Raw genomic sequence first — 17955 nt, forward strand, 5'->3', positions numbered from 1 at the left:
AAGCTGGTTGAGCCGGGCCGCGAGGAACGAGCGACCCGTGTCGAAACCACCCGGCAGCCAAAAAGCACACCCACCCCGGCTCCCCGGACACGGTCACCATGGCTTCGACACGGCCAACTCGCAGAGCGAGCAGACCGGCTCAACCAACTTCAGGGAGGGTAGTTCGGGGAACAGTAGCATTTCCTGTCTCTCCCCCTGGGCACGAATCACGGAGGTTCGACGGTTCAACGTCGCCACACGACGTCGAACTGTTTTTCTCCCGTGTTTCGCGCACGAGGAGGGATCCCACTCTCGCCCGGCCCTGCCCACGGTGCTAGTCTCTTCATGTTCGACCAGGACGTGGCGCAGGGGCCGCGGCTCAGCGACCTCGGCGATTCTGCTTGGTGACGAACACCTTCCGGTCAGGCGAAGTTCGGTGAGAATCCGAGACTGTCCCGCAACGGTGCGTTGGGCGCGAGGCCCACGAGTCCGGTCGCCCTGCCCGGTGAGGCATTGACCACTCACGAGGATGAGCAGGGGTGTTTACGAACTCGTCCTGCCCAGAAAACCAGGAGCGACCCATGGACGTGTTCCCCACCCCCCTATCCCGCCGCACCCTGTTCCGTGCCGGACTGGCCGCGGCAGCTGTCTCCGTCACCGCCGGATGTGCCTTCCAGAAGCCGGAGGAGGCCGCGTCCAGCGCAGCCAGCCCCGACGCCCAGGCGGTTCTCAAACTCGCCACCGGTTTCGCCATCCAGAACCTCGTCCCGCTAAAGACCGGTTTCTGGGGCAACGAATTCGGCTACGCCGAGCTGCTATTGCGTCCCCAACCCGATGGCAACCCCACCGACTGGCTGCTGAAGGACGCCGTCAACGAGGGCGACCGGACTTGGCGGCTCAGCCTCAAGGAGGGCATCACTTTCCAAAACGGCAACCCGCTGGGCGCCGACCAGTTGGCGGCCCTCATGACCTGGCACCTGGCCAACAACAAGACCGTCACGGAGCAACTCCCCGGAGCCACCGTCGTCGTTGACCGGGACAAGTCCCTGCTGCTGACCACCCAGGCTCCCACACCCGGGCTGCGCAACATCCTGGCCGACGAGGCCTGCTTCACCGTCTTCGATCTGCCGAGCTACGAGGGCACCGGCGACGATCCACAGAAACTCATCGACGCCAAGATCTACACCGGTCCCTACGTTCCGGTCTCCCTGAGTGACGAGAAACTGGTGATGACCGCCAATCCCAACTACTGGAACGGTACCCCGGGGCTGGGTGGGGTCGAGGTGCTCTTCGTCTCCGACGCAGGGGCCCGGATCAAGGCCGTCCAGAACGGGGAGGTGGACATCGCGCTCTACCCACCCACCCAGCAGGCCAAGAGCCTGGAGGGCGACGCCCGGGCGAAGTTCAGCCTGGGTGAACCCGGCGGCCCCAGCTTCTGCCTCACCATGAATGTCACCAAGCCTGTGCTCGCCGAGGCCAAGGTGCGACGCGCCCTGCTGCGTCTCATCGACTACAAGGCCATCGCCACCGATGTGATGCAGGGCTTCTACGAACCCGTCAGCTCCTTCTACGACCCGAAGCTCCCCTATGCCATCGACATCTGGAAGACCGATGTGGCAGAGGCGGAGCAGTTGCTCGGTGAGGCGGGTGCCACCAGGTCCGACAATGGCTGGCTGCTGAGCAGCGGGGAACCGATCGCCTTCGAACTGCTGACCTATCCGCAGCAACCCGATTCCGACACCCTTGCCCTGGCCCTGCAGGCCCAGTTCAAGGAACACGGCATCCGGGTCACCATCCGGCAGGTTTCCGACACCACCGCCGAGATGGAGGGCAGCAACTGGGACATCGGCGTCGTCAGCAACGGGACCGTTTCCTTCGGTGGCAATCCCATCCCGCCCCTGCAGCGTTACTACCGCACCGGCGGGAACCGCAACTACTCCCACATCAGTGATCCGGAGCTGGATTCCCTCATAGATGAACTCGCGGTCACCCTCGACGGGACGGCGGCCAAGGACCTGCTGGTCAGGATCCAGCAACGCATCGGTGATCAGGGTTACAACGGGTTCTGTGGCCGCCGCCGCCCGGCGGTGGTCGTCGGACAGCGGGTGCCGAACTACACCCCGCAGCATGCCCTCATCTGGGTGGATGCCACCACCCGCGTCGGCGCCTGAACCGCGATGTACGCGCTGCGGCGTGTCGGGCAGGGGCTGCTTTCCCTGCTCGTGGTGAGCATCGCCATCTGGTCCCTGATGGCCTTCACCCTGGGGGATCCCGCCCTGCGGATCCTCCAGGCCCGGGGCATCCCGGAACCCACGGCGGAGCAGGTGGAGTCGCTGCGTGCCGAACTCGGCCTGGACCGTCCCTTGGTCCTGCGTTACCTGGATTGGATGACCGGTCTGGTGCGTGGCGATCTGGGACCGTCCTGGGCGACGGGTCGTCCCATCTCCGACGAATTCCTCAGCAGGCTGCCCGCCACCGTGTTGCTGACCGTGGTGGCGCTGCTGCTGGCCCTGGCCCTCACCATGGTGCTGGGGATCCCGGCGGCGCTGTGGGCGTCACGTTGGCCTGACACCCTGTCGCGTGGATTCGCGCTGGTTGCGCTGTCCCTGCCATCCTTCCTCATCGGGGTGGTGTTGGTGGAGGTGATCACGCTGCGTCTCGGGCTGGGACGGGTCTTGGCAGACGGCACCATCGCGACGGTGTTCCTTCCCGCCCTCACCTTGGCCCTGGGACCTGCCGCCACGTGGTCGCGGCTGTTGCGTACCGGGCTGTTGGAGACCCGTAACGCTCCCTTCCTCAGCGTTGCCCGGGGCCGGGGAGCTTCCAGGAATTACCTGCTCACCCGGCATCTGCTACCCCATGCCGCCCCACCCATGTTGACCGTGATCGGGCTCAGCGCCGCGGCCCTGCTGGGTGGCGCCCCCGTGGTGGAGACGGTGTTCACCTGGCCGGGTGTGGGGTTGTACGTGGTCAAGGCCATCGACACCCGCGATCTCCCCGTCATCGCCGCGACGGCCCTGTTCGCCGTGGTGGTCTACCTGGTCACCAGTCTGGTCACCGATCTGCTGCTGGTCCGGATCGATCCCTCCCGGAAGGCTACGACATGACCACCTGGCGCGCCCTGTGGCGGCACAGGGAGGGACGGCTGGGAATCATCCTGGCCGTGGTGCTGGCCCTGCTGGTGCTCGCCGGGCCGCTGTTCGCGATGGACCCCGACCAGGTCGACTACAAGGCGCAGCTCCAGGCACCCAGTCCCGGTCATCTCTTCGGCACGGATCAGGCCGGTCGTGATCTGCTGACCCGTTCCCTGGTCGGCGGCACCACATCGCTGGGGGCTGCCGTGACGGTTTTCCTCATCACATCAGCCGTCGGGATGCTCGCGGGGGTCGGGGCCGCGTTGAGCGGAGGAGTGGTCGACGCGGTCATCAGCCGGTTGATCGACATCATGCTCGGTCTGCCCTCCCAGGTGCTGGCGTTGGCCATCGTCGGTCTGCTCGGCCCGAGTTTCCCCAACCTGATCCTGGCGATGTCGATCACCGGCTGGGCGGGGTTGGCCCGGCTGGCCCGCACCTGCGCCCTCGGGTGCAGGCAGGAACCCTATGTCCAGGCGGCGCGCATGGCGGGGGTGTCGTCGTGGCGGATCCTGACCGGGCACATCATCCCGATGGTCTGGAACCAGGTTATGGTGTTGGCCACCTTGGACATCGGATCGACCATCTTGGCGTTGAGTGGTCTTTCCTTCCTCGGGTTGGGAGCGCAACCTCCTACGGCGGAGTGGGGCAACATGCTCTCCGAGGTCCGCAGCACCTCGGCCGCGGCGCCCTGGCAGCTGATCGGGCCGGGGCTCGGGTTGTTCATGAGCATGGCCGCTGCTGCTCTCATCGCCGATGGGCTACGGGATGTGACGGAGGTGGGCAATGCCGTCGCGTGAACCTCTCATCACCGTGGAGGCGTTGAGCGTAACCTATCCCAACGGGGTGAAGGCCCTCGATGAGGTGAGCGTGGAGATCCCCACCGGGGCTCGCGTAGCGCTGGTTGGTTCCTCCGGGTCCGGGAAGTCCACCCTGGTCAAGGCACTGTTGGGGCTGCTGCCCATCGGCAGTGAGGTGACAGGACGGGTCGAGGTGACCGGAATCGACATGGTGCACGGCGATCCGGAACGGATCCGGGCCGCCCGGGGACTGGTCGTCGGATACATCGCACAGGATCCCTACGCGGCCTGCGACCCGTTGCGCAGCATCCGGCACCACATCGAGGCGGCCTGGCGGATGCACCGGCTCAGGCCCCCGGAGCAGGCAGCCCCCAGCCAGCTCGGCTCGGTGGGCATCGAGGATGCACAACGCCGAGCACAGGAACGACCCCACGCATTTTCGGGTGGGATGTTGCAGCGGGCATCAATCGCGGCGGGCACCGTGCATCATCCCCGGCTCGTCCTGGCGGATGAGCCGACCAGCGCCCTGGATGCGGAACTCGCCGACGGTGTGCTTGGGCTGATCGACGAACGTTCCACGGGGCTGCTGCTCATCACCCACGACCTATCCCTGATCGGGGAGCACTGTGACCGGACCCTGGTGATGCACCAGGGGCGGATCGTCGAGGACGGGGCCACCTTGGAGTTGCTGACCCATCCCCAGACCTCAGCGACTCGACGTCTGGTCGAGGCCTGTCCCCGTCTCAATACGGCACCCGGTGATCCCCGGCCGGCCGGGCGGCCCGTGATCCGGGCGCAGGGACTCACCCACGGTTACGGAACCCCCCTGTTCCAGGACCTGGATCTGACGGTGCGGGCCGGTCAGGTGTTGGGAATCCAGGGGCCGAGCGGCTGCGGTAAATCCACGCTGCTCCGGTTGCTCGCCGGATTGGAGCAACCCCAGGCGGGCAGGGTCGAGTTCCTACCGGACACCGGCGCGGTGCACCGACGACCCGCGGGTTTCGTGATGCCGGTGTTCCAGAACCCGGTTGGCAGTCTGTCGCCGCGTTGGCCGATCTGGCGTTGCCTGGCCGAGCCGTTGCGGGCGCGCGGGGAACGCCGGAGCAGGGACGAATGGGTGGAGCTGGCGCAGGAGAAACTGGCCGAGATCGGACTCGGCGCGGTGGATCCCCGCCGCAGGTCCCGTGAGCTCTCGGTGGGGCAGGCGCAACGTGTGGCGATTGCCCGCGCGATGGTCGCCCGGCCCGCCGTCATCGTCGCCGACGAACCAAGCGCCAGTCTCGACGTGCTGAGCGCCCAGGTCAGCTGCTCCATGCTCACCGCGGCAGCTGACGAAGGGGCTGCGGTGGTCGTCGTCAGTCATGACACCGCCCGGTTGCAGACGATGGTCGACCGGTTGCTGGTGTTCCGAGACGGGGTGGTGCAGCAACAACAATGAAGGGGGTCGCGCCCGGCCCGAGTCGAAACCACCCCCAGAAGCCGGTTGAGCCAGCACGTGAGCGAAGCGAACGGCTGAGTCGAAACCACCCGGCAGCCAAAAAGCACACCCACCCCGGCTCCCCGGACACGGTCACCATGGTTTCGACACGGCCAGCTCGCAGAGCGAGCAGACCGGCTCAACCAACTTCAAGCCGAACAAAACCGACCGACCCGGGCGGCTCCGACGCCGCTAAGGCCTTCGCCAGGTTCCTGCTGGACCCGGCGAGCTGATCCGTCAGGCGGATCCTGGAGGCCGCACCCTCCTCAACCATTTGGATGGCAGACGTGTACGCCATCTGCTCTAGGCCTCTAACTTAACAACTGTTAGGCTTGATGTGCGGAGCGTTCCGCGAGCCTGCAGTTGCGACAAGGAGGTCCTGACATGTTCGGTCCAACCACCCCCCTCACCCGACGGAGCATGCTCGGCCTCGCCGCCAGCAGCCTCGGCGCGGCGGCACTCGCCGCATGCGGGAACGGCTCCCCCACCGGCGGCGGCGGTAAGGACGTCACTGCAACGGCCACCTGGCCCACGCATGTGCCGCCCCCCGTCGTCGCCGGAGGCCGCGTCGGCTCCCTCCCCGGCGTGCCCACCATGTACACCACACCTCTCAAGGAAGTCACCAAGGCCGTCGCCTCACCCCCCGGTGACGGCAGCGAGGTCACCACCTTCCAGATCCTCTGGGGCACCCCGCCCCAGGACGACGCGAAGAACCTGTGGCTCCAGGAACTCAACAAACGCCTCGGCGTCACCTACAAGGCCAACCTCGCGCCCAGCGCCAGTTACAACGACAAGTTCGCCACCCTCCTCGCCTCCGGGAACCTGCCCGATCTCATGTTCGTCCAGGACACGACCCCCCAGGGCCTCCAGGCCACCGAGGACGGAGCCCTGCTCGACCTCAGTGAGCTGCTCGCCGGGGACAAGGTCCTCGAGTGGCCCCATCTCGCCCACATCCGCACCGAGACCTGGCAGCGCTCCAGCAAACACGGCCGCATCCTCGGCATCCCCAACGAGGATCCGGTGCTGACCCGCTTCCCCGTGATCCGGTCCGACGCCCTCCAGGCCATCGGCGCCACGGATCTCGGATCCACCACCGACGAGTTCCTCAACCGGTTCATCGAGATGGGCAAGCTCAAGAGCCTCCACGGCAAGGAGTTCTACCCGATGCTCGATCTCGGCCCCCTCACCGAGGTGGTTGAGTGGATGTTCGGGATCGGCCCGGAGTGGCAGCTCGACGACACCGGGAAGCTTCGTCACAAGTTCCAGCACCCGCGGTACCCGGAGGTCGTCGAGTACCTGCGTCGCTTCTGGGACGGCGGCGCCGTGTTCCCCGACCCGACCGCCAGCAACAAGTCGCAGAAGCTCGAGAACGGGCAGGTCGGCTTCAACCGCGACTCCTACAACGCGTTCTTCCTCGACTCGCAGATCCGTAAACTGCGCGACAGCACCCCCGGCGCGGACCTCTCCTTCTTCGTGCCGCCGACCGCACCCGACGCCACCCTCACCGTGGTGCGCACCGACGGCTACTGGGGCATCGTCGGCATCAGCTCCCGCGTCACCGACCCGGCCCGCCAGAAGCTGCTCCTCAGCATCCTCAACTGGCTGCGGTCCCCGTACGGTTCCGAGGAGTACCAGTTCATCAACAACGGCATCGAGGGTGTCCACTTCACCCGGGAGCCCGACGGCGCGATCAAGAAGACCCAGGACGAGGCAGCCCACAGCGACCACGGGGCGCTCAGCTGGCTCGGTGTCTCCCCGGTCAACAACAACTACCTCATCCCCCCGGACCTCACGGACAAGGCGGACAACTTCTTCACCACCGTCGAGACCCTCTCGAAGGACCCGGTGAGCAGCCCCATCCTCGGCCTGGTCTCGGAGAAGGCGAGCCGTTCCGCCGGAACCCGCGGTTCCATCAAGGACGACTACGTCACGGGCATGCTGTACGGACGCCGCCCTGTCACCGACTACCCGGCCTTCCTGCAGGAATGGCTGCGGCAGGGAGGTCAGGAGGCCCTCGACGATTACCAGGAGAAGTACAACGCCCGCGAGAGCGCCGCCCCCTCCTCGCCGAGCCCCACGAAGTAGCCCATGACCACCCGGTCCCGCATGCAGCGAGCGGCCCGGGTGAAGACGATGTACGTCTTCATCATCCCCGGGCTGCTCTTCTTCACGGTGTTCGCCTATCTACCGATGCTGGGCAACATCGTCGCCTTCCAGGACTATCGTCCGTTCAAGGGGATCGCCGGATCGAAGTTCGTCGGCTTCGACAACTTCGTCAGGATCTTCACCGACCCCGAGCTGTTCAACGCCCTCACCAACACCTTGGTGATCGCGCTGCTGCTCCTGGTCTTCGCCTTCCCAGCCCCGATCATGCTGGCGTTGCTCATCAACTCCCTCATCTCACCCAGGATGAAGAAGTTCATCCAGTCCGTGGTCTACCTGCCCCACTTCCTGTCCTGGGTGATCGTCATCTCGATCTGGCAGAAGCTCTTCGGGGGTTCCGGAGCCCTCGCCCACGTCCTCGCCGACTTCGGGGTGCAGGGGTTCAACCTCATGAGTGACCCCGACACCTTCAAGTTCCTCGTGGTGGCCCAGTCCATCTGGAAGAGCGTCGGATGGGGCACCATCATCTACTTCGCCGCGATCTCCGGGATCCCGCAGGAGCTGTACGAGGCCGCCGCCGTCGACGGGGCGGGCAGCTGGAAACGCATGTGGCACGTCACCCTGCCCGGCATCATGCCCATCGTCAGTCTCCTGCTCATCCTCGAGATCGGCGGCATCCTCAACGTCGGCTTCGAGCAGCTGCTGCTCCAGCAACCCGCCGTCGGAAAGGACGCCGCCCAGGTGCTGGACACCTTCGTCTACTTCCGGGGCATCCTCGGCGGCGACTGGGGTCTGTCCACCGCTGCGGGGCTGCTCAAGGGCATCGTCGCGACGGTGCTCATCATCGCGGCGAATCGCTTCGCCAAACGCGTCGGCGGATCGGGGGTGTTCTGATGTCCAGGGCCAGCGCACACCGGCCGCTGTGGATGGGGCGACCGAACCCTGTCGTCAGCGTCCTCAAGGCCATCATCCTGACGTTCCTCGTGGTGGCGATGATCTACCCGTTCCTCCACGTCATCGTCTGGTCCTTCGGTTCGGCCGAGGCCGCGACCTCCGGTGATCCGTGGCCGAAGAGTTTCAGCCTCGACACCTATGCCGCGCTGCTGCGTGGCGGCGTGGTCCGCAACTCGCTGCTGGTGACGGCGTTCATCACCGTCGTCGGCACCGTGACCTCGATGCTGTTCACGACGACCCTCGCCTACGGACTCAGCCGGACCCGGGAGGTGCCGTACAGCAAGGGGGCGCTCGTCTACGTCCTCGCGACGATGCTGTTCAGCGCCGGCATGATCCCCAACTACCTGCTCGTGAAACAGCTGGGGATGCTCGACAGCTGGGCTTCGCTCATCGTCCCGGGACTCATCGACGCCTTCAACATGGTGGTGATCCGCAACTTCTTCATGGAGCTGCCGCAGGAACTGACGGAGTCCGCACGCATCGACGGCGCCTCGGAGTGGCAGATCTTCTGGCGGATCGTGTTGCCGCTGTCGAAGCCGATCCTCGCGGTCATCTCGCTGTTCTACGCGGTCCGCTACTGGAACACCTTCTTCAACGCGCTGCTCTACATCAGCACCCCGTCGAAGTGGCCGATCCAGGTGGTCCTCAACCAGTACGTGGTTCAGGGGCAGACACTCAACACCGTCCAACCGCCGGGTGTGCCACCCCCGCCGGGGATGGTGGTGCAGTTCGCGGTGATCGTGCTGGCGACGCTGCCGGTGCTGGTGGTGTACCCGTTCGTCCAGAAGTTCTTCACCAAGGGGATGCTGACCGGTGCGATCAAGGGGTGAGTTCCGCGACGCGGTTGCGCAGGTCGGCGACGACCATGTCGATGACCCGTCTCACGGTCGGGGCCATCGCCACCCGGTCGTCGAGCAGCCACTGGATCTGCATGCCATCCATGACGGCGATGACCGCCTCGGCCGCCTGCAAGGACTCGGCGACGAGCGCCCCGTCGGGCACCTCGGCTGCGAGCCTCAGGGCGTCGTCGACGATGTGACGCAGCCCCTCGTAGCGGCTCCGGAACCAGTCCTGGGCCGGATGCTCCTCGGCGACCGATTCGCCCGCCAGCACCGTGTACAGCTGCGTGATGCCGCGCCGTTCCGCGTTGAGTTTGACGGTGCGCACCATGTGGGCGAGGTAGTCGGCGCCGTGGGGGAAGGTGGCGTAGTGTTCCCGGTCCACCTCGTCGCGGTCGCGGGCCTCCAGCACCGCGGTGAGGAGTTCCTCCTTCGTGCCGAAGTGATGGAGCACCCCTGCGGGGGTCATGTTCAGGCGGGCGGCGATGTCGCGCAACGAGACACCGTTGTAGCCGCCGCGCGCAAAAGCCTCGGTGGCTGCCGCCACCACCTCTTCGCGTCGCGTGGGACGCCCACCAGTTCGCACGGAGGACACACTAGTACCCGAAAGGTGAAGCAATGGAGCCTGTGCGTTGTCGTGACGGAGAACTGACGGTCGGAGGGGCGCCTGTGCTGCTGCGCGGTGTGGGCATCGGAAACTGGTTGCTCCCCGAGGGTTACATGTGGCGTTTCACCAAAGGAGCGACGTCACCGCGTCGCATCGAACACCTCATCCGGGAGGTCATCGGCGAGGAGGATGCGGCCGTCTTCTGGCGCACCTTCCGCGCCACCTTCTTCACCCGGGACGACGTGGCCGCCATCGCCGCGCTCGGTTTCGACCACATCCGGCTCCCCCTCAATTCGCGGCTGTTCATCACCGCCGACGGGGAGGATGTCGCGGAGGGCCACGAACTTGTCGACCGCTGCTTCGAGTGGTGCCGGGAGCACGGTTTGCGAGTGCTCCTCGACCTCCACGCCGCCCCCGGTGGGCAGACCGGCACCAACATCGACGACTCCGTTGCCGACCTGCCCGAACTGTTCACGGATGGTCACGCCCGGGAGCTGTGCATCGAGTTGTGGCGACGGCTGGCCCGTCGCTACCGCAGCCATCCCGCGCTGCTCGGCTACGACCTGCTCAACGAGCCCCTTCCGGAGGCCCACCGGAAGTTGTGGCCGCAACTGGTTCCGCTGTACCGCGAGCTCACCGACGCCGTCCGCGCCGAGGACCCGGAGCACCTGGTGATGTATGAGGGGGCGCACTGGGCGACGGAGTTCTCCATGTTCACCGAACCGCTCGACGACAACGCCTGCCTGCAGTTCCACCATTACTGGTCGCCGGTCAATACGGAACGGTTCGAGGCGATCCGCAGCCGGGCCGCGTCGCTGGGGATGGCCACCTACATGGGCGAGTCCGGCGAGAACTCGCCCGAGTGGCTGCACTCGATGTTCCACACCTGCGAGGAGCTGGGTCTCTCGTGGAACTTCTGGTGCTGGAAGAAACTCGGCACCACCACTTCCCCGCTCAGCGCACCCGTCCCCGAGGGCTGGGCCGAGCTCGTCGCCCTCGCGGAGGCAGAGGGGGACGGTCCGGACCGGGAGCGGGCCGCGGAGCTTCTGTCAGAGTTCCTCCACAACATCCAGCTGGAGCACTGCGACACCCAGACCCCCGTCATCCAGGCCCTGCCGATCCGAGGAGCCCACTCATGATCCACCACGACCCCAACGCCGCCGTCGAGGACCGCGTCGCCGGTCTCCTCGCTCTCATGACGGTGGAGGAGAAGGTGGCTCAGATGATGCAGCTGCCCGCCTGGAGCAACCCGCGCACCGTCATCGAGCGTCACCCCGTCGGATCTCTCCTGCACACCGACCCGGCGACGATCGACGACGCCATCGACGCGGCCGCCCGGACCCGGCTCGGCATTCCGCTGCTCATCGCAGACGACGCCATCCACGGCCACGGTTTCTGGCCGGGCGCGACGGTGTTCGGGACGCCGTTGTCGATGGCGTGTTCCTTCGACCCTGACGCCGTCGAACGGGCGGCCAGGGTGACGGCGCGGGAGACTTCGGCGACGGGGGTGACATGGACGTTCTCGCCGCTCGCCTGCATCGCCCGCGAGCTGCGCTGGGGCAGGGTGAACGAGACCTTCGGGGAGGATCCGCATCTCATCGGCGAGCTGGCTGCGGCGATGGTGCGCGGCTACCGGGGCGACGGCGACGCGGATCCGACGCGGATCCTGTCGTGCGCGAAGCACTTCGCGGGCTACTCGGAGACCCAGGGCGGGTTGGACGCCTCGGAGGCGGATCTGACCCCACGCAAGCTGCGTTCCTGGTTCCTGCCACCGTTCGAGCGGCTGGTCAGGGAGGGGGCGGACACGTTCATGCTCGGCTACCAGGCCATCGACGGGGTACCGATCACCCTCAATCGGTGGCTGCTCCACGGGGTGCTGAAACAGGAGTGGGGTTTCGAGGGGTTGCTCGTCACGGACTGGGACAACGTCGGTCATCTGGTGCGGGTGCAGAAGGTGGCGGCGGATTTCGCGGAAGCGGCGGCTCTGGCGGTGCACGCCGGGAACGACCTCATCATGTCCACCCCCGAGTTCCATGACGGCGCCCTGGCGGCGATCGAGCGGGGTCTGCTGGCGCCGTCGGATCTGGACGAGGCGGTGCGGCGGATCTTGGCGGTGAAGTTCAGGATGGGGCTGTTCGAGGATCCACGTCGCCCCGATGTGGAGCGGCAGCGGCTGGAGATCGGCTGCCGGGAGCACCGTGGGATCAACCTGGAACTGGCGGCGAAGAGCCTGGTGCTGCTCCACAACGACGGGGTGCTGCCGCTGCGCGGTGAGAGGGTGAAGGTGGCGGTGCTCGGGCCGCAGGCCGACGACATGGCTGCCTGCCTCGGCGACTGGGCCGGCACCTCCGGTCAGTGTCCGTGGATGAATGATCCGGCCCTCACCCCTGCGACGACACTGCTCGCCGGGTTGCGGGCGGCGGCCCCGTCGGACTGGGTGATCGCTCACGCGCGGGGCTGCGGCATCGAGGAGTTGGTTCCGGATCCGGAGGGTGAGTTCTTCGACGACGGTCAGCCCCGCCCGAAGATCTGTCACCCGGCGCCACTGGATGAGACGGAGTTGGCGGAGGCCGTCGCGCTGGCCGCGAACAGCGATGTGGCCGTGGTGGCGGTCGGGGACACGATCAACCTGACCGGGGAGGGTCGCTCGACGGCGACCCTGGAGTTGTTCGGGCCGCAGCGGCAGCTGCTGGAGGCGATCCGGGCGACGGGAACGCCTATGGTGGTGGTGCTTCTCAACGGGAAGCCGCTGGTGCTGCCGGAGTCGGTGCAGGAGGCAGCGGCGATCGTCGAGGCGTTCAACCCGGGGGCGGCCGGGGGTGATGCTCTGGCTGCGGTGTTGCTGGGGCAGGTGGAGCCGTCGGGCCGGTTGCCGGTGTCGTTCCCGCGGCACGCCGGGCAGCTGCCGGTCTACCACAACCGGGTGCGGGGCTGGCACGGGGATCGTTACGCCGATCTGACGTACCGGCCGCTGTTCGCTTTCGGTGAGGGCCTGACGTACACCTCGTTCGAGTACTCGGGGCTGCAGGTCACCGAGGTCGGGGACGAGGTGGCGTTCAGCGTCGACGTGACGAACACGGGTGGGCGTCATGGCACGGAGGTGGTGCAGGTCTACGTCCACGACGTGGTGACGTCGGTGACGTGGGCGGAGCAGGAGTTGAAGGCGTTCCGTCGGGTGCCACTGGCGCCGGGTGAGACGACGAGGGTGAAGTTCCGGCTGCCGACGAGCGAACTGAGCCTGGTCCTGGCCGACGGCACCCGTGTGGTCGAGCCGGGCGAGTTCGAGCTCCGGGTCGGCCACAGCAGCCGTCCGGAGGACCAGCACAGGGTGCGCTTCCGGATCGGCTGATCCTCGCCCGCGGGGAAGGGTGGGGTTCGTCGCCATCACGGGGGCATTAGGCCATGTGGTTGGTAGCGGGCCCCGGCTGGCTTCGTGGGCTGGCGGTGCTTGACCGGGGGTGACGACGATGCGCCGCTGGCAACCACTGATGTCGCCGTAGTGGCGGCATGCCTGCTGACAACCGGTTGCGTGTCGGACTGAGACCGGGTGCCTGCCTCCTCGTAACGCAGAAAGCAGTTTCGGAGCGGCTCGTCGGCGGAATCCGCCCTGGCCAGGATGTTCGCGGTGGAGTTCCGGTAGCTGATAGCCGATGCGGCGGAGCGCGAGAACATCTGATACGCCTCGTAGGTCCGCTCCAGCTTCGCGGGATCACCGCCGTACACGTCCGGGGCAAGTTCGCGCGCTGCCTGGCTGTCGGTCTTGTCCATGGGGCGCGTCTCTTGGCGCAGGTGTGGACCGGGGGTCCGGTGAGCTCTCGGCACCCCGGTCACTGCCCCTTCCCCGCCCATCCCCACGAGCAGCCGGCGGGCGTTGCGTTGAGGTTGACGGTTTCCGACAGGAACCTGGGGTGAGTTGCCGAATCAGGTGTGTTCTCGCTGGAGGCCGAGGGACGGGAGGTCGAGTGCATCGGTCCCGACACTACGCTCCTCCTCGGGGATCTCGTCGCGATAATCGGGATAGCTCCACGCCTTGTAGACGAGCCGTTCCGGGGAGTCGACACCACCAATGTCACGAAGCCGGATGACACACGCCCGAGCAACATTCCTGATGATGTGACTGGGAGTGGGCCAAGGAAGCTCCTGCTTCCACGTGAAACCATCCTCATCAGGAGCAAACCCCAACTCCCGGAACTCCGCCTGCTGCCCTTCGGTGAAGGCGACCCGCTGATTCCCGGCATTCAACAAGGACAACTCAGCAGTCATCGTGGTGTTGTGACCAAACGCATAGATCCCACCAAACTGCACAAACGGCGTCCCCGTCTTCCCGGCCCGATCCGGCACACCAACAATCAAAATCGTGTGCGACGGAAATGCCATGACAGTCGAAAACAGCCTCTTCTCAAAATCATCCCACGACATATACCCAAAACTCCTTTACACATAGACCACACCAAAACACGAGGAAGCCTTTTCCACAGGACCCATCACCGATTCCGCCCAAACCCCACCCACTTTCACTTCTTGTGAAACTCGAGTCTTCTAGACGAACTGGTATTTCCCTTGGGGCGTGAAAAACCGAAACAAGACACTCCAGCGCCCGCTTGCTACCCGGGCGAACATGTCTCCGGGGAACCTCCATGTCACGCTAGGACCGTCTCCGGCCTCCAGTAGGAATGGCTCCCCCCAGGCCTTCTTTCCGGCAGCTACACAGGACACGAAATGATCATTCAACTCAGCAGCACCCTCAGCATCCTCGGTCTCATTCGACGCCATATGCAAAAACAGTTCGTACACATCCCCAGCTTCGTCGTCGCCAAGAATCGCACGCCCGCCGTTATTACCGGCACGTACGCTGAACTCATCCGGCAGCGAGGTGGGTTTCCAGCCCAGCTGTTTCGCATAGGGGGGGAAGTCGTTGACTTGGATGGGCCACGGAAACTGCACGAGCGCGTTGGTCCAGGTGATGAATTCTTGTGGGGGGAATATGATCATGATGTTTCTTTCTTGATGAATTCGGTGACGAGTTGCCCGTCCTTGAGTTTGAGAATGACCTTACCACCCAGATCAAACTGTCCCACCCTGACGGTGCCGTCGGTTCGAGCATTGACCATTTCATAGACATCCTCAACACCCTCGGTTTTCAGCCTCTGAAAGAAGCCAGCACATCCAAGTACTGTTCCAGCAATACCCGGGGGTGTCACAGGGCTGTGACAACAGCACTTATCCAGGAGCGCACAGCCACCATAGCAGACCCGTGTTCTTGCAACAGACTTGTCACTCCCCCGCCCCCCTTCCAAGGACGCTCAAGAAAATGATCTACGCGTCTACGCAACGATCAACACACAAAATAACATCCACTTCACGCATCGCCCCAAGCCGTCCCACGAAGGGGACATTCACTCATAGTAGCGGGCCCCTTGAGGGGTGAAAAAGGTGAACAACACCAAGGACTTGGTACGGACAATCTGCAAGATACAGCCGGCCGGATGATTCCACGCCATCAACGGCTTTTTACCATGCTCTCTCTTGAACGGTTCCCCCCACGCTTCTGAACCAGCCTTCACATATTCGACGGACAGGTCATTCAACAAGGTTTTGTCCACATGGTCCTTCGACCCAGCCCTACCCAAAGGAAAAAGAGAATCACTGACTTTATCGCCAAGATCAGTTCCGACCAAGACGAGTTCGGAGCAGTTCGAGAAAGTGGCGGTGAACACTTGGTCGCCATCGAAAATGGTCCATCCGAACTCGCCCGTCGCGATCTTCGCGAATTCTCCGGTGGTCATGGGCCACGGGAGGCCTGCGAGGCGGTTGGCCCATGTGATGAACTCTTCGGTGGTCAAAGCAGCCATAGTGTATCTTATTCCTCATTTGCTGGAACAGGAAATGCTTCCCCTTGAAGGAGCCCCACCCCTTTCCAATCTCGCGGGTTGCGGGCCGGGTGGTGTCACCATTCGATGGGGACCTCGTCAAGATGGTTGGCCTGGAAAGTGTCGGTCAAGGCATCGACAACCCGCTGGGCCGGCCAGTCATCAGGCACTCGGATGAGGGTGCCATTGCCGAGGCGCTCGGTGGTAAGGCCTTCCGCATGGCTGGTGACATTGCCGACCCAGTCATTGATCCACACCCGATACCCGAACGAGATCTTCCAGCCGCCCCGGCGGGTCATGCGAAGAACAGCTCGCTCCTGACCGGTGACGAATGCGGGGTCGAAGGCAGTGACGGCGGCGTGAACCGAGGCGTCCCACAACTCACCCGCCGACGCATGCACCGACCGATAATACTTCTGCATCAAACGAGGTGAAGCGATTCGTTCGAAGAGCTGGTCCTCGCCGGCGGAAACATTGAAGTCGGTGTTCAAAATGTCAGTGCCGTTGAGTAGGGTGATGCTGTATCCGGCGCCGCGGCTGATTTTGCCTTCCTCGGTCCTTACCGCATTGTTCCTCACCACTGTGACCAAGTCTTCCTCGGTGCCATCCCACTCATCCCTCAGCGGCCTCCAGCACTCCAGCTTGATTCGGGTTGAGAATTCTTTCATGAAACACATTGTTCGGTGGGCGATATCTTCTGGTGTTTCATTGAGACGCGTCCAACACGCGCGTGTGGAAATATCATCGAGATCGTGAGTCATGTTCTTCGTCACCTTTCAGGAGTGTAGATCACATTAGAGCAGCAAAACCTGTTCTCGAAATCTTGATCTATTCGTGGGGGATACCGAGTTCGGGAATCGGAAGATCTACTTCTCCGGGAATGTACTCCTCACCCTGGGGGGTTTCCTGCCAGACGGGGTATCGCCAAGCCATGTAACACAGTTGTTGGGGGCTGTCGATTCCCGCGACGTCGCGGAGGCGGGTGATGCAGGCCGCAACAACCTCAAGGATGATGCGGCTGGGAGTGGGCCACGGATAGTCACGCCGCCACACGAGCCCTTCCTTCGCAACCGCGAAACCAGCCTGCGTGAAGAAAGCACGCTGCTCAGACGTGAAGGTGACGGAACCGCCTCTGTCGTCTTCGACATTCTCCGCGGAGAACTCGGCTCGGATCTCATCAACCCCCTTGAGGGACCCTAGGCCAGCGAACTGAATGAACGGAATCTCACCTCCCGCCAGTTTGATGGTGACCATCTCCCGCTCCTCAAGATCGAGAAGCACAGACGTCAAGGCTGACTCGAAATCTTCCCAAGTCTCGGATACTGTCATAAATAGGTTCTCACTTCCGCGGAGGGATGGGGTGGATTGTTTAGCAGAAAGGTGGATTCTCGTACATGGTTGGCTATGCGCTAGGCTGAGGAGCTTTGGGAAAGCGCTGTATGAGCCCACAATGATGAGGCTCATCTACAGGCGGCCCCCTCTTCGGTGAAATCCCTAGTCAGGGCACAGTTGAGGACGACCGTGAATCACCCTCAATGCACCCAAAGAAGTACACCTAGGATCTTGAAGGTCTTGTTGCCCAACTCAGGGATCTTCACTCGTAGTAGCGGGCGCCTTGTGGAGTGTAGAAAGTAAACAATACCAACGGATCCGTTCGAACGATCTGCAGGATGCAACCGGTCGGATGGCTCCATGCCATCAATGGCTCCTTACCATGCTCTGTCCTTAACGGTTCCCCCCACGTCTCTGAACCGGCAGTCGCATAACTAACGAAAAAATCATTCAGTCGCACCTCGCAATCTTGACTTTCCGTCTTCACTCTAGCCAACGGAAAATAAGATTTTCGGATTTCTTTTCCGTTCCTCTTAGTGACCATAACATGTTCTGAACACATCGAAAAGTTCGCATTGAATCGCTGTTTCCCCTCGGTAGTGCTCCATCCGAAGTCTTTGGTTGCTGTTGTGGTGAATTCTTCCAAGGTCATGGGCCATGGGAGGTTTGCGAGGCGGTTGGCCCATGTGATGAACTCTTCGGTGGTCAGTGCAGTCATGGTGCGGCTTGGTCTCCTCCCCTTGTTGGGTGTGGGGATTGTTTGCTCTTGAAGGGGTCCTTTCATTTCTGGTTTTGCTGGTTGTGAGGTGGGTGGTGTCACCATTCGATGGGGACCTCGTCAAGATGGTTGGCCTGGAAAGTGT

18 protein-coding genes are annotated in these 17955 nt (G+C 64.1%); 9 read left to right on the plus strand and 9 right to left on the minus strand.

Going from position 1 to position 17955, the window contains the following annotated elements:
* Positions 1–560: 560 nt before the first annotated feature.
* The 7 genes from ACO6D6_RS10175 to ACO6D6_RS10205 all read left to right on the plus strand — a co-directional run bounded on the left by ACO6D6_RS10175 (position 561) and on the right by ACO6D6_RS10205 (position 9274).
* Positions 561–2150, plus strand: coding sequence for an ABC transporter substrate-binding protein (locus ACO6D6_RS10175; protein ID WP_484785154.1), 1590 nt, complete (start codon positions 561–563; stop codon positions 2148–2150).
* A 6-nt stretch (positions 2151–2156) separates the two neighbouring features.
* Positions 2157–3086, plus strand: coding sequence for an ABC transporter permease (locus ACO6D6_RS10180; protein ID WP_126378843.1), 930 nt, complete (start codon positions 2157–2159; stop codon positions 3084–3086).
* On the plus strand, positions 3083–3910 hold the full coding sequence (locus ACO6D6_RS10185; RefSeq protein WP_126378845.1) for an ABC transporter permease: 828 nt from the start codon (positions 3083–3085) through the stop codon (positions 3908–3910). The genes ACO6D6_RS10180 and ACO6D6_RS10185 overlap by 4 nt, the downstream gene beginning before the upstream one ends.
* Complete coding sequence (locus ACO6D6_RS10190; RefSeq protein ID WP_484785155.1) at positions 3897–5348, plus strand: ABC transporter ATP-binding protein; 1452 nt, start codon at positions 3897–3899, stop codon at positions 5346–5348. The genes ACO6D6_RS10185 and ACO6D6_RS10190 overlap by 14 nt, the downstream gene beginning before the upstream one ends.
* A gap of 423 nt (positions 5349–5771) precedes the next feature.
* Complete coding sequence (locus ACO6D6_RS10195) at positions 5772–7472, plus strand: type 2 periplasmic-binding domain-containing protein (protein WP_484785156.1); 1701 nt, start codon at positions 5772–5774, stop codon at positions 7470–7472.
* Between the two features lie 3 nt (positions 7473–7475).
* The gene (locus tag ACO6D6_RS10200; RefSeq protein ID WP_484785157.1) at positions 7476–8384 is read left to right on the plus strand and encodes an ABC transporter permease; all 909 of its coding nucleotides are present in this window, start codon (positions 7476–7478) and stop codon (positions 8382–8384) included.
* The gene (locus ACO6D6_RS10205; RefSeq protein ID WP_484785158.1) at positions 8384–9274 is read left to right on the plus strand and encodes a carbohydrate ABC transporter permease; all 891 of its coding nucleotides are present in this window, start codon (positions 8384–8386) and stop codon (positions 9272–9274) included. Before ACO6D6_RS10200 ends, ACO6D6_RS10205 begins: the two co-directional genes overlap by 1 nt.
* Here ACO6D6_RS10205 and ACO6D6_RS10210 read toward each other — a convergent pair.
* Positions 9264–9869 carry a TetR/AcrR family transcriptional regulator gene (locus tag ACO6D6_RS10210; RefSeq protein WP_484785159.1) on the minus strand — a complete coding sequence of 202 codons (606 nt, stop codon included), beginning with the start codon at positions 9867–9869 and terminating at the stop codon, positions 9264–9266. The two genes, ACO6D6_RS10205 and ACO6D6_RS10210, sit on opposite strands and share 11 nt — an antisense overlap.
* A 32-nt stretch (positions 9870–9901) precedes the next feature.
* Between ACO6D6_RS10210 and ACO6D6_RS10215 the strand changes: the two genes are divergently transcribed.
* Together ACO6D6_RS10215 and ACO6D6_RS10220 are read left to right on the plus strand one after the other, a co-directional pair.
* On the plus strand, positions 9902–11029 hold the full coding sequence (locus tag ACO6D6_RS10215; protein WP_484785160.1) for a glycoside hydrolase family 5 protein: 1128 nt from the start codon (positions 9902–9904) through the stop codon (positions 11027–11029).
* Positions 11026–13239 (plus strand): glycoside hydrolase family 3 N-terminal domain-containing protein, encoded by a 2214-nt coding sequence (locus ACO6D6_RS10220; RefSeq protein ID WP_484785161.1) that lies wholly within the window; start codon positions 11026–11028, stop codon positions 13237–13239. The genes ACO6D6_RS10215 and ACO6D6_RS10220 overlap by 4 nt, the downstream gene beginning before the upstream one ends.
* A 35-nt stretch (positions 13240–13274) precedes the next feature.
* On the opposite strand, the gene ACO6D6_RS10225 is transcribed toward ACO6D6_RS10220, so the two are convergent.
* The 8 genes from ACO6D6_RS10225 to ACO6D6_RS10260 form a co-directional block, all read right to left on the minus strand.
* Positions 13275–13658: a hypothetical protein gene (locus ACO6D6_RS10225; protein ID WP_484785162.1), complete on the minus strand. Its 384-nt coding sequence runs from the start codon at positions 13656–13658 to the stop codon at positions 13275–13277.
* A gap of 153 nt (positions 13659–13811) precedes the next feature.
* Positions 13812–14309: a TY-Chap domain-containing protein gene (locus ACO6D6_RS10230; protein WP_484785163.1), complete on the minus strand. Its 498-nt coding sequence runs from the start codon at positions 14307–14309 to the stop codon at positions 13812–13814.
* Between the two features lie 120 nt (positions 14310–14429).
* On the minus strand, positions 14430–14882 hold the full coding sequence (locus ACO6D6_RS10235; protein ID WP_484785164.1) for a DUF6301 family protein: 453 nt from the start codon (positions 14880–14882) through the stop codon (positions 14430–14432).
* The gene (locus ACO6D6_RS10240) at positions 14879–15001 is read right to left on the minus strand and encodes a hypothetical protein (RefSeq protein WP_484785165.1); all 123 of its coding nucleotides are present in this window, start codon (positions 14999–15001) and stop codon (positions 14879–14881) included. Before ACO6D6_RS10240 ends, ACO6D6_RS10235 begins: the two co-directional genes overlap by 4 nt.
* A 285-nt stretch (positions 15002–15286) precedes the next feature.
* On the minus strand, positions 15287–15742 hold the full coding sequence (locus tag ACO6D6_RS10245; protein ID WP_484785166.1) for a DUF6301 family protein: 456 nt from the start codon (positions 15740–15742) through the stop codon (positions 15287–15289).
* Positions 15743–15837: 95 nt separating this feature from the next.
* The gene (locus tag ACO6D6_RS10250; RefSeq protein WP_484785167.1) at positions 15838–16533 is read right to left on the minus strand and encodes a hypothetical protein; all 696 of its coding nucleotides are present in this window, start codon (positions 16531–16533) and stop codon (positions 15838–15840) included.
* A gap of 55 nt (positions 16534–16588) precedes the next feature.
* A complete protein-coding gene (locus tag ACO6D6_RS10255; RefSeq protein ID WP_484785168.1) occupies positions 16589–17224 on the minus strand; it encodes a TY-Chap domain-containing protein in 636 nt (211 codons plus the stop codon).
* Positions 17225–17354: 130 nt separating this feature from the next.
* A complete protein-coding gene (locus ACO6D6_RS10260; RefSeq protein WP_484785169.1) occupies positions 17355–17810 on the minus strand; it encodes a DUF6301 family protein in 456 nt (151 codons plus the stop codon).
* Between the last annotated feature and the right edge of the window lie 145 nt (positions 17811–17955).

It is taken from the genome of Arachnia sp. (assembly GCF_057238465.1).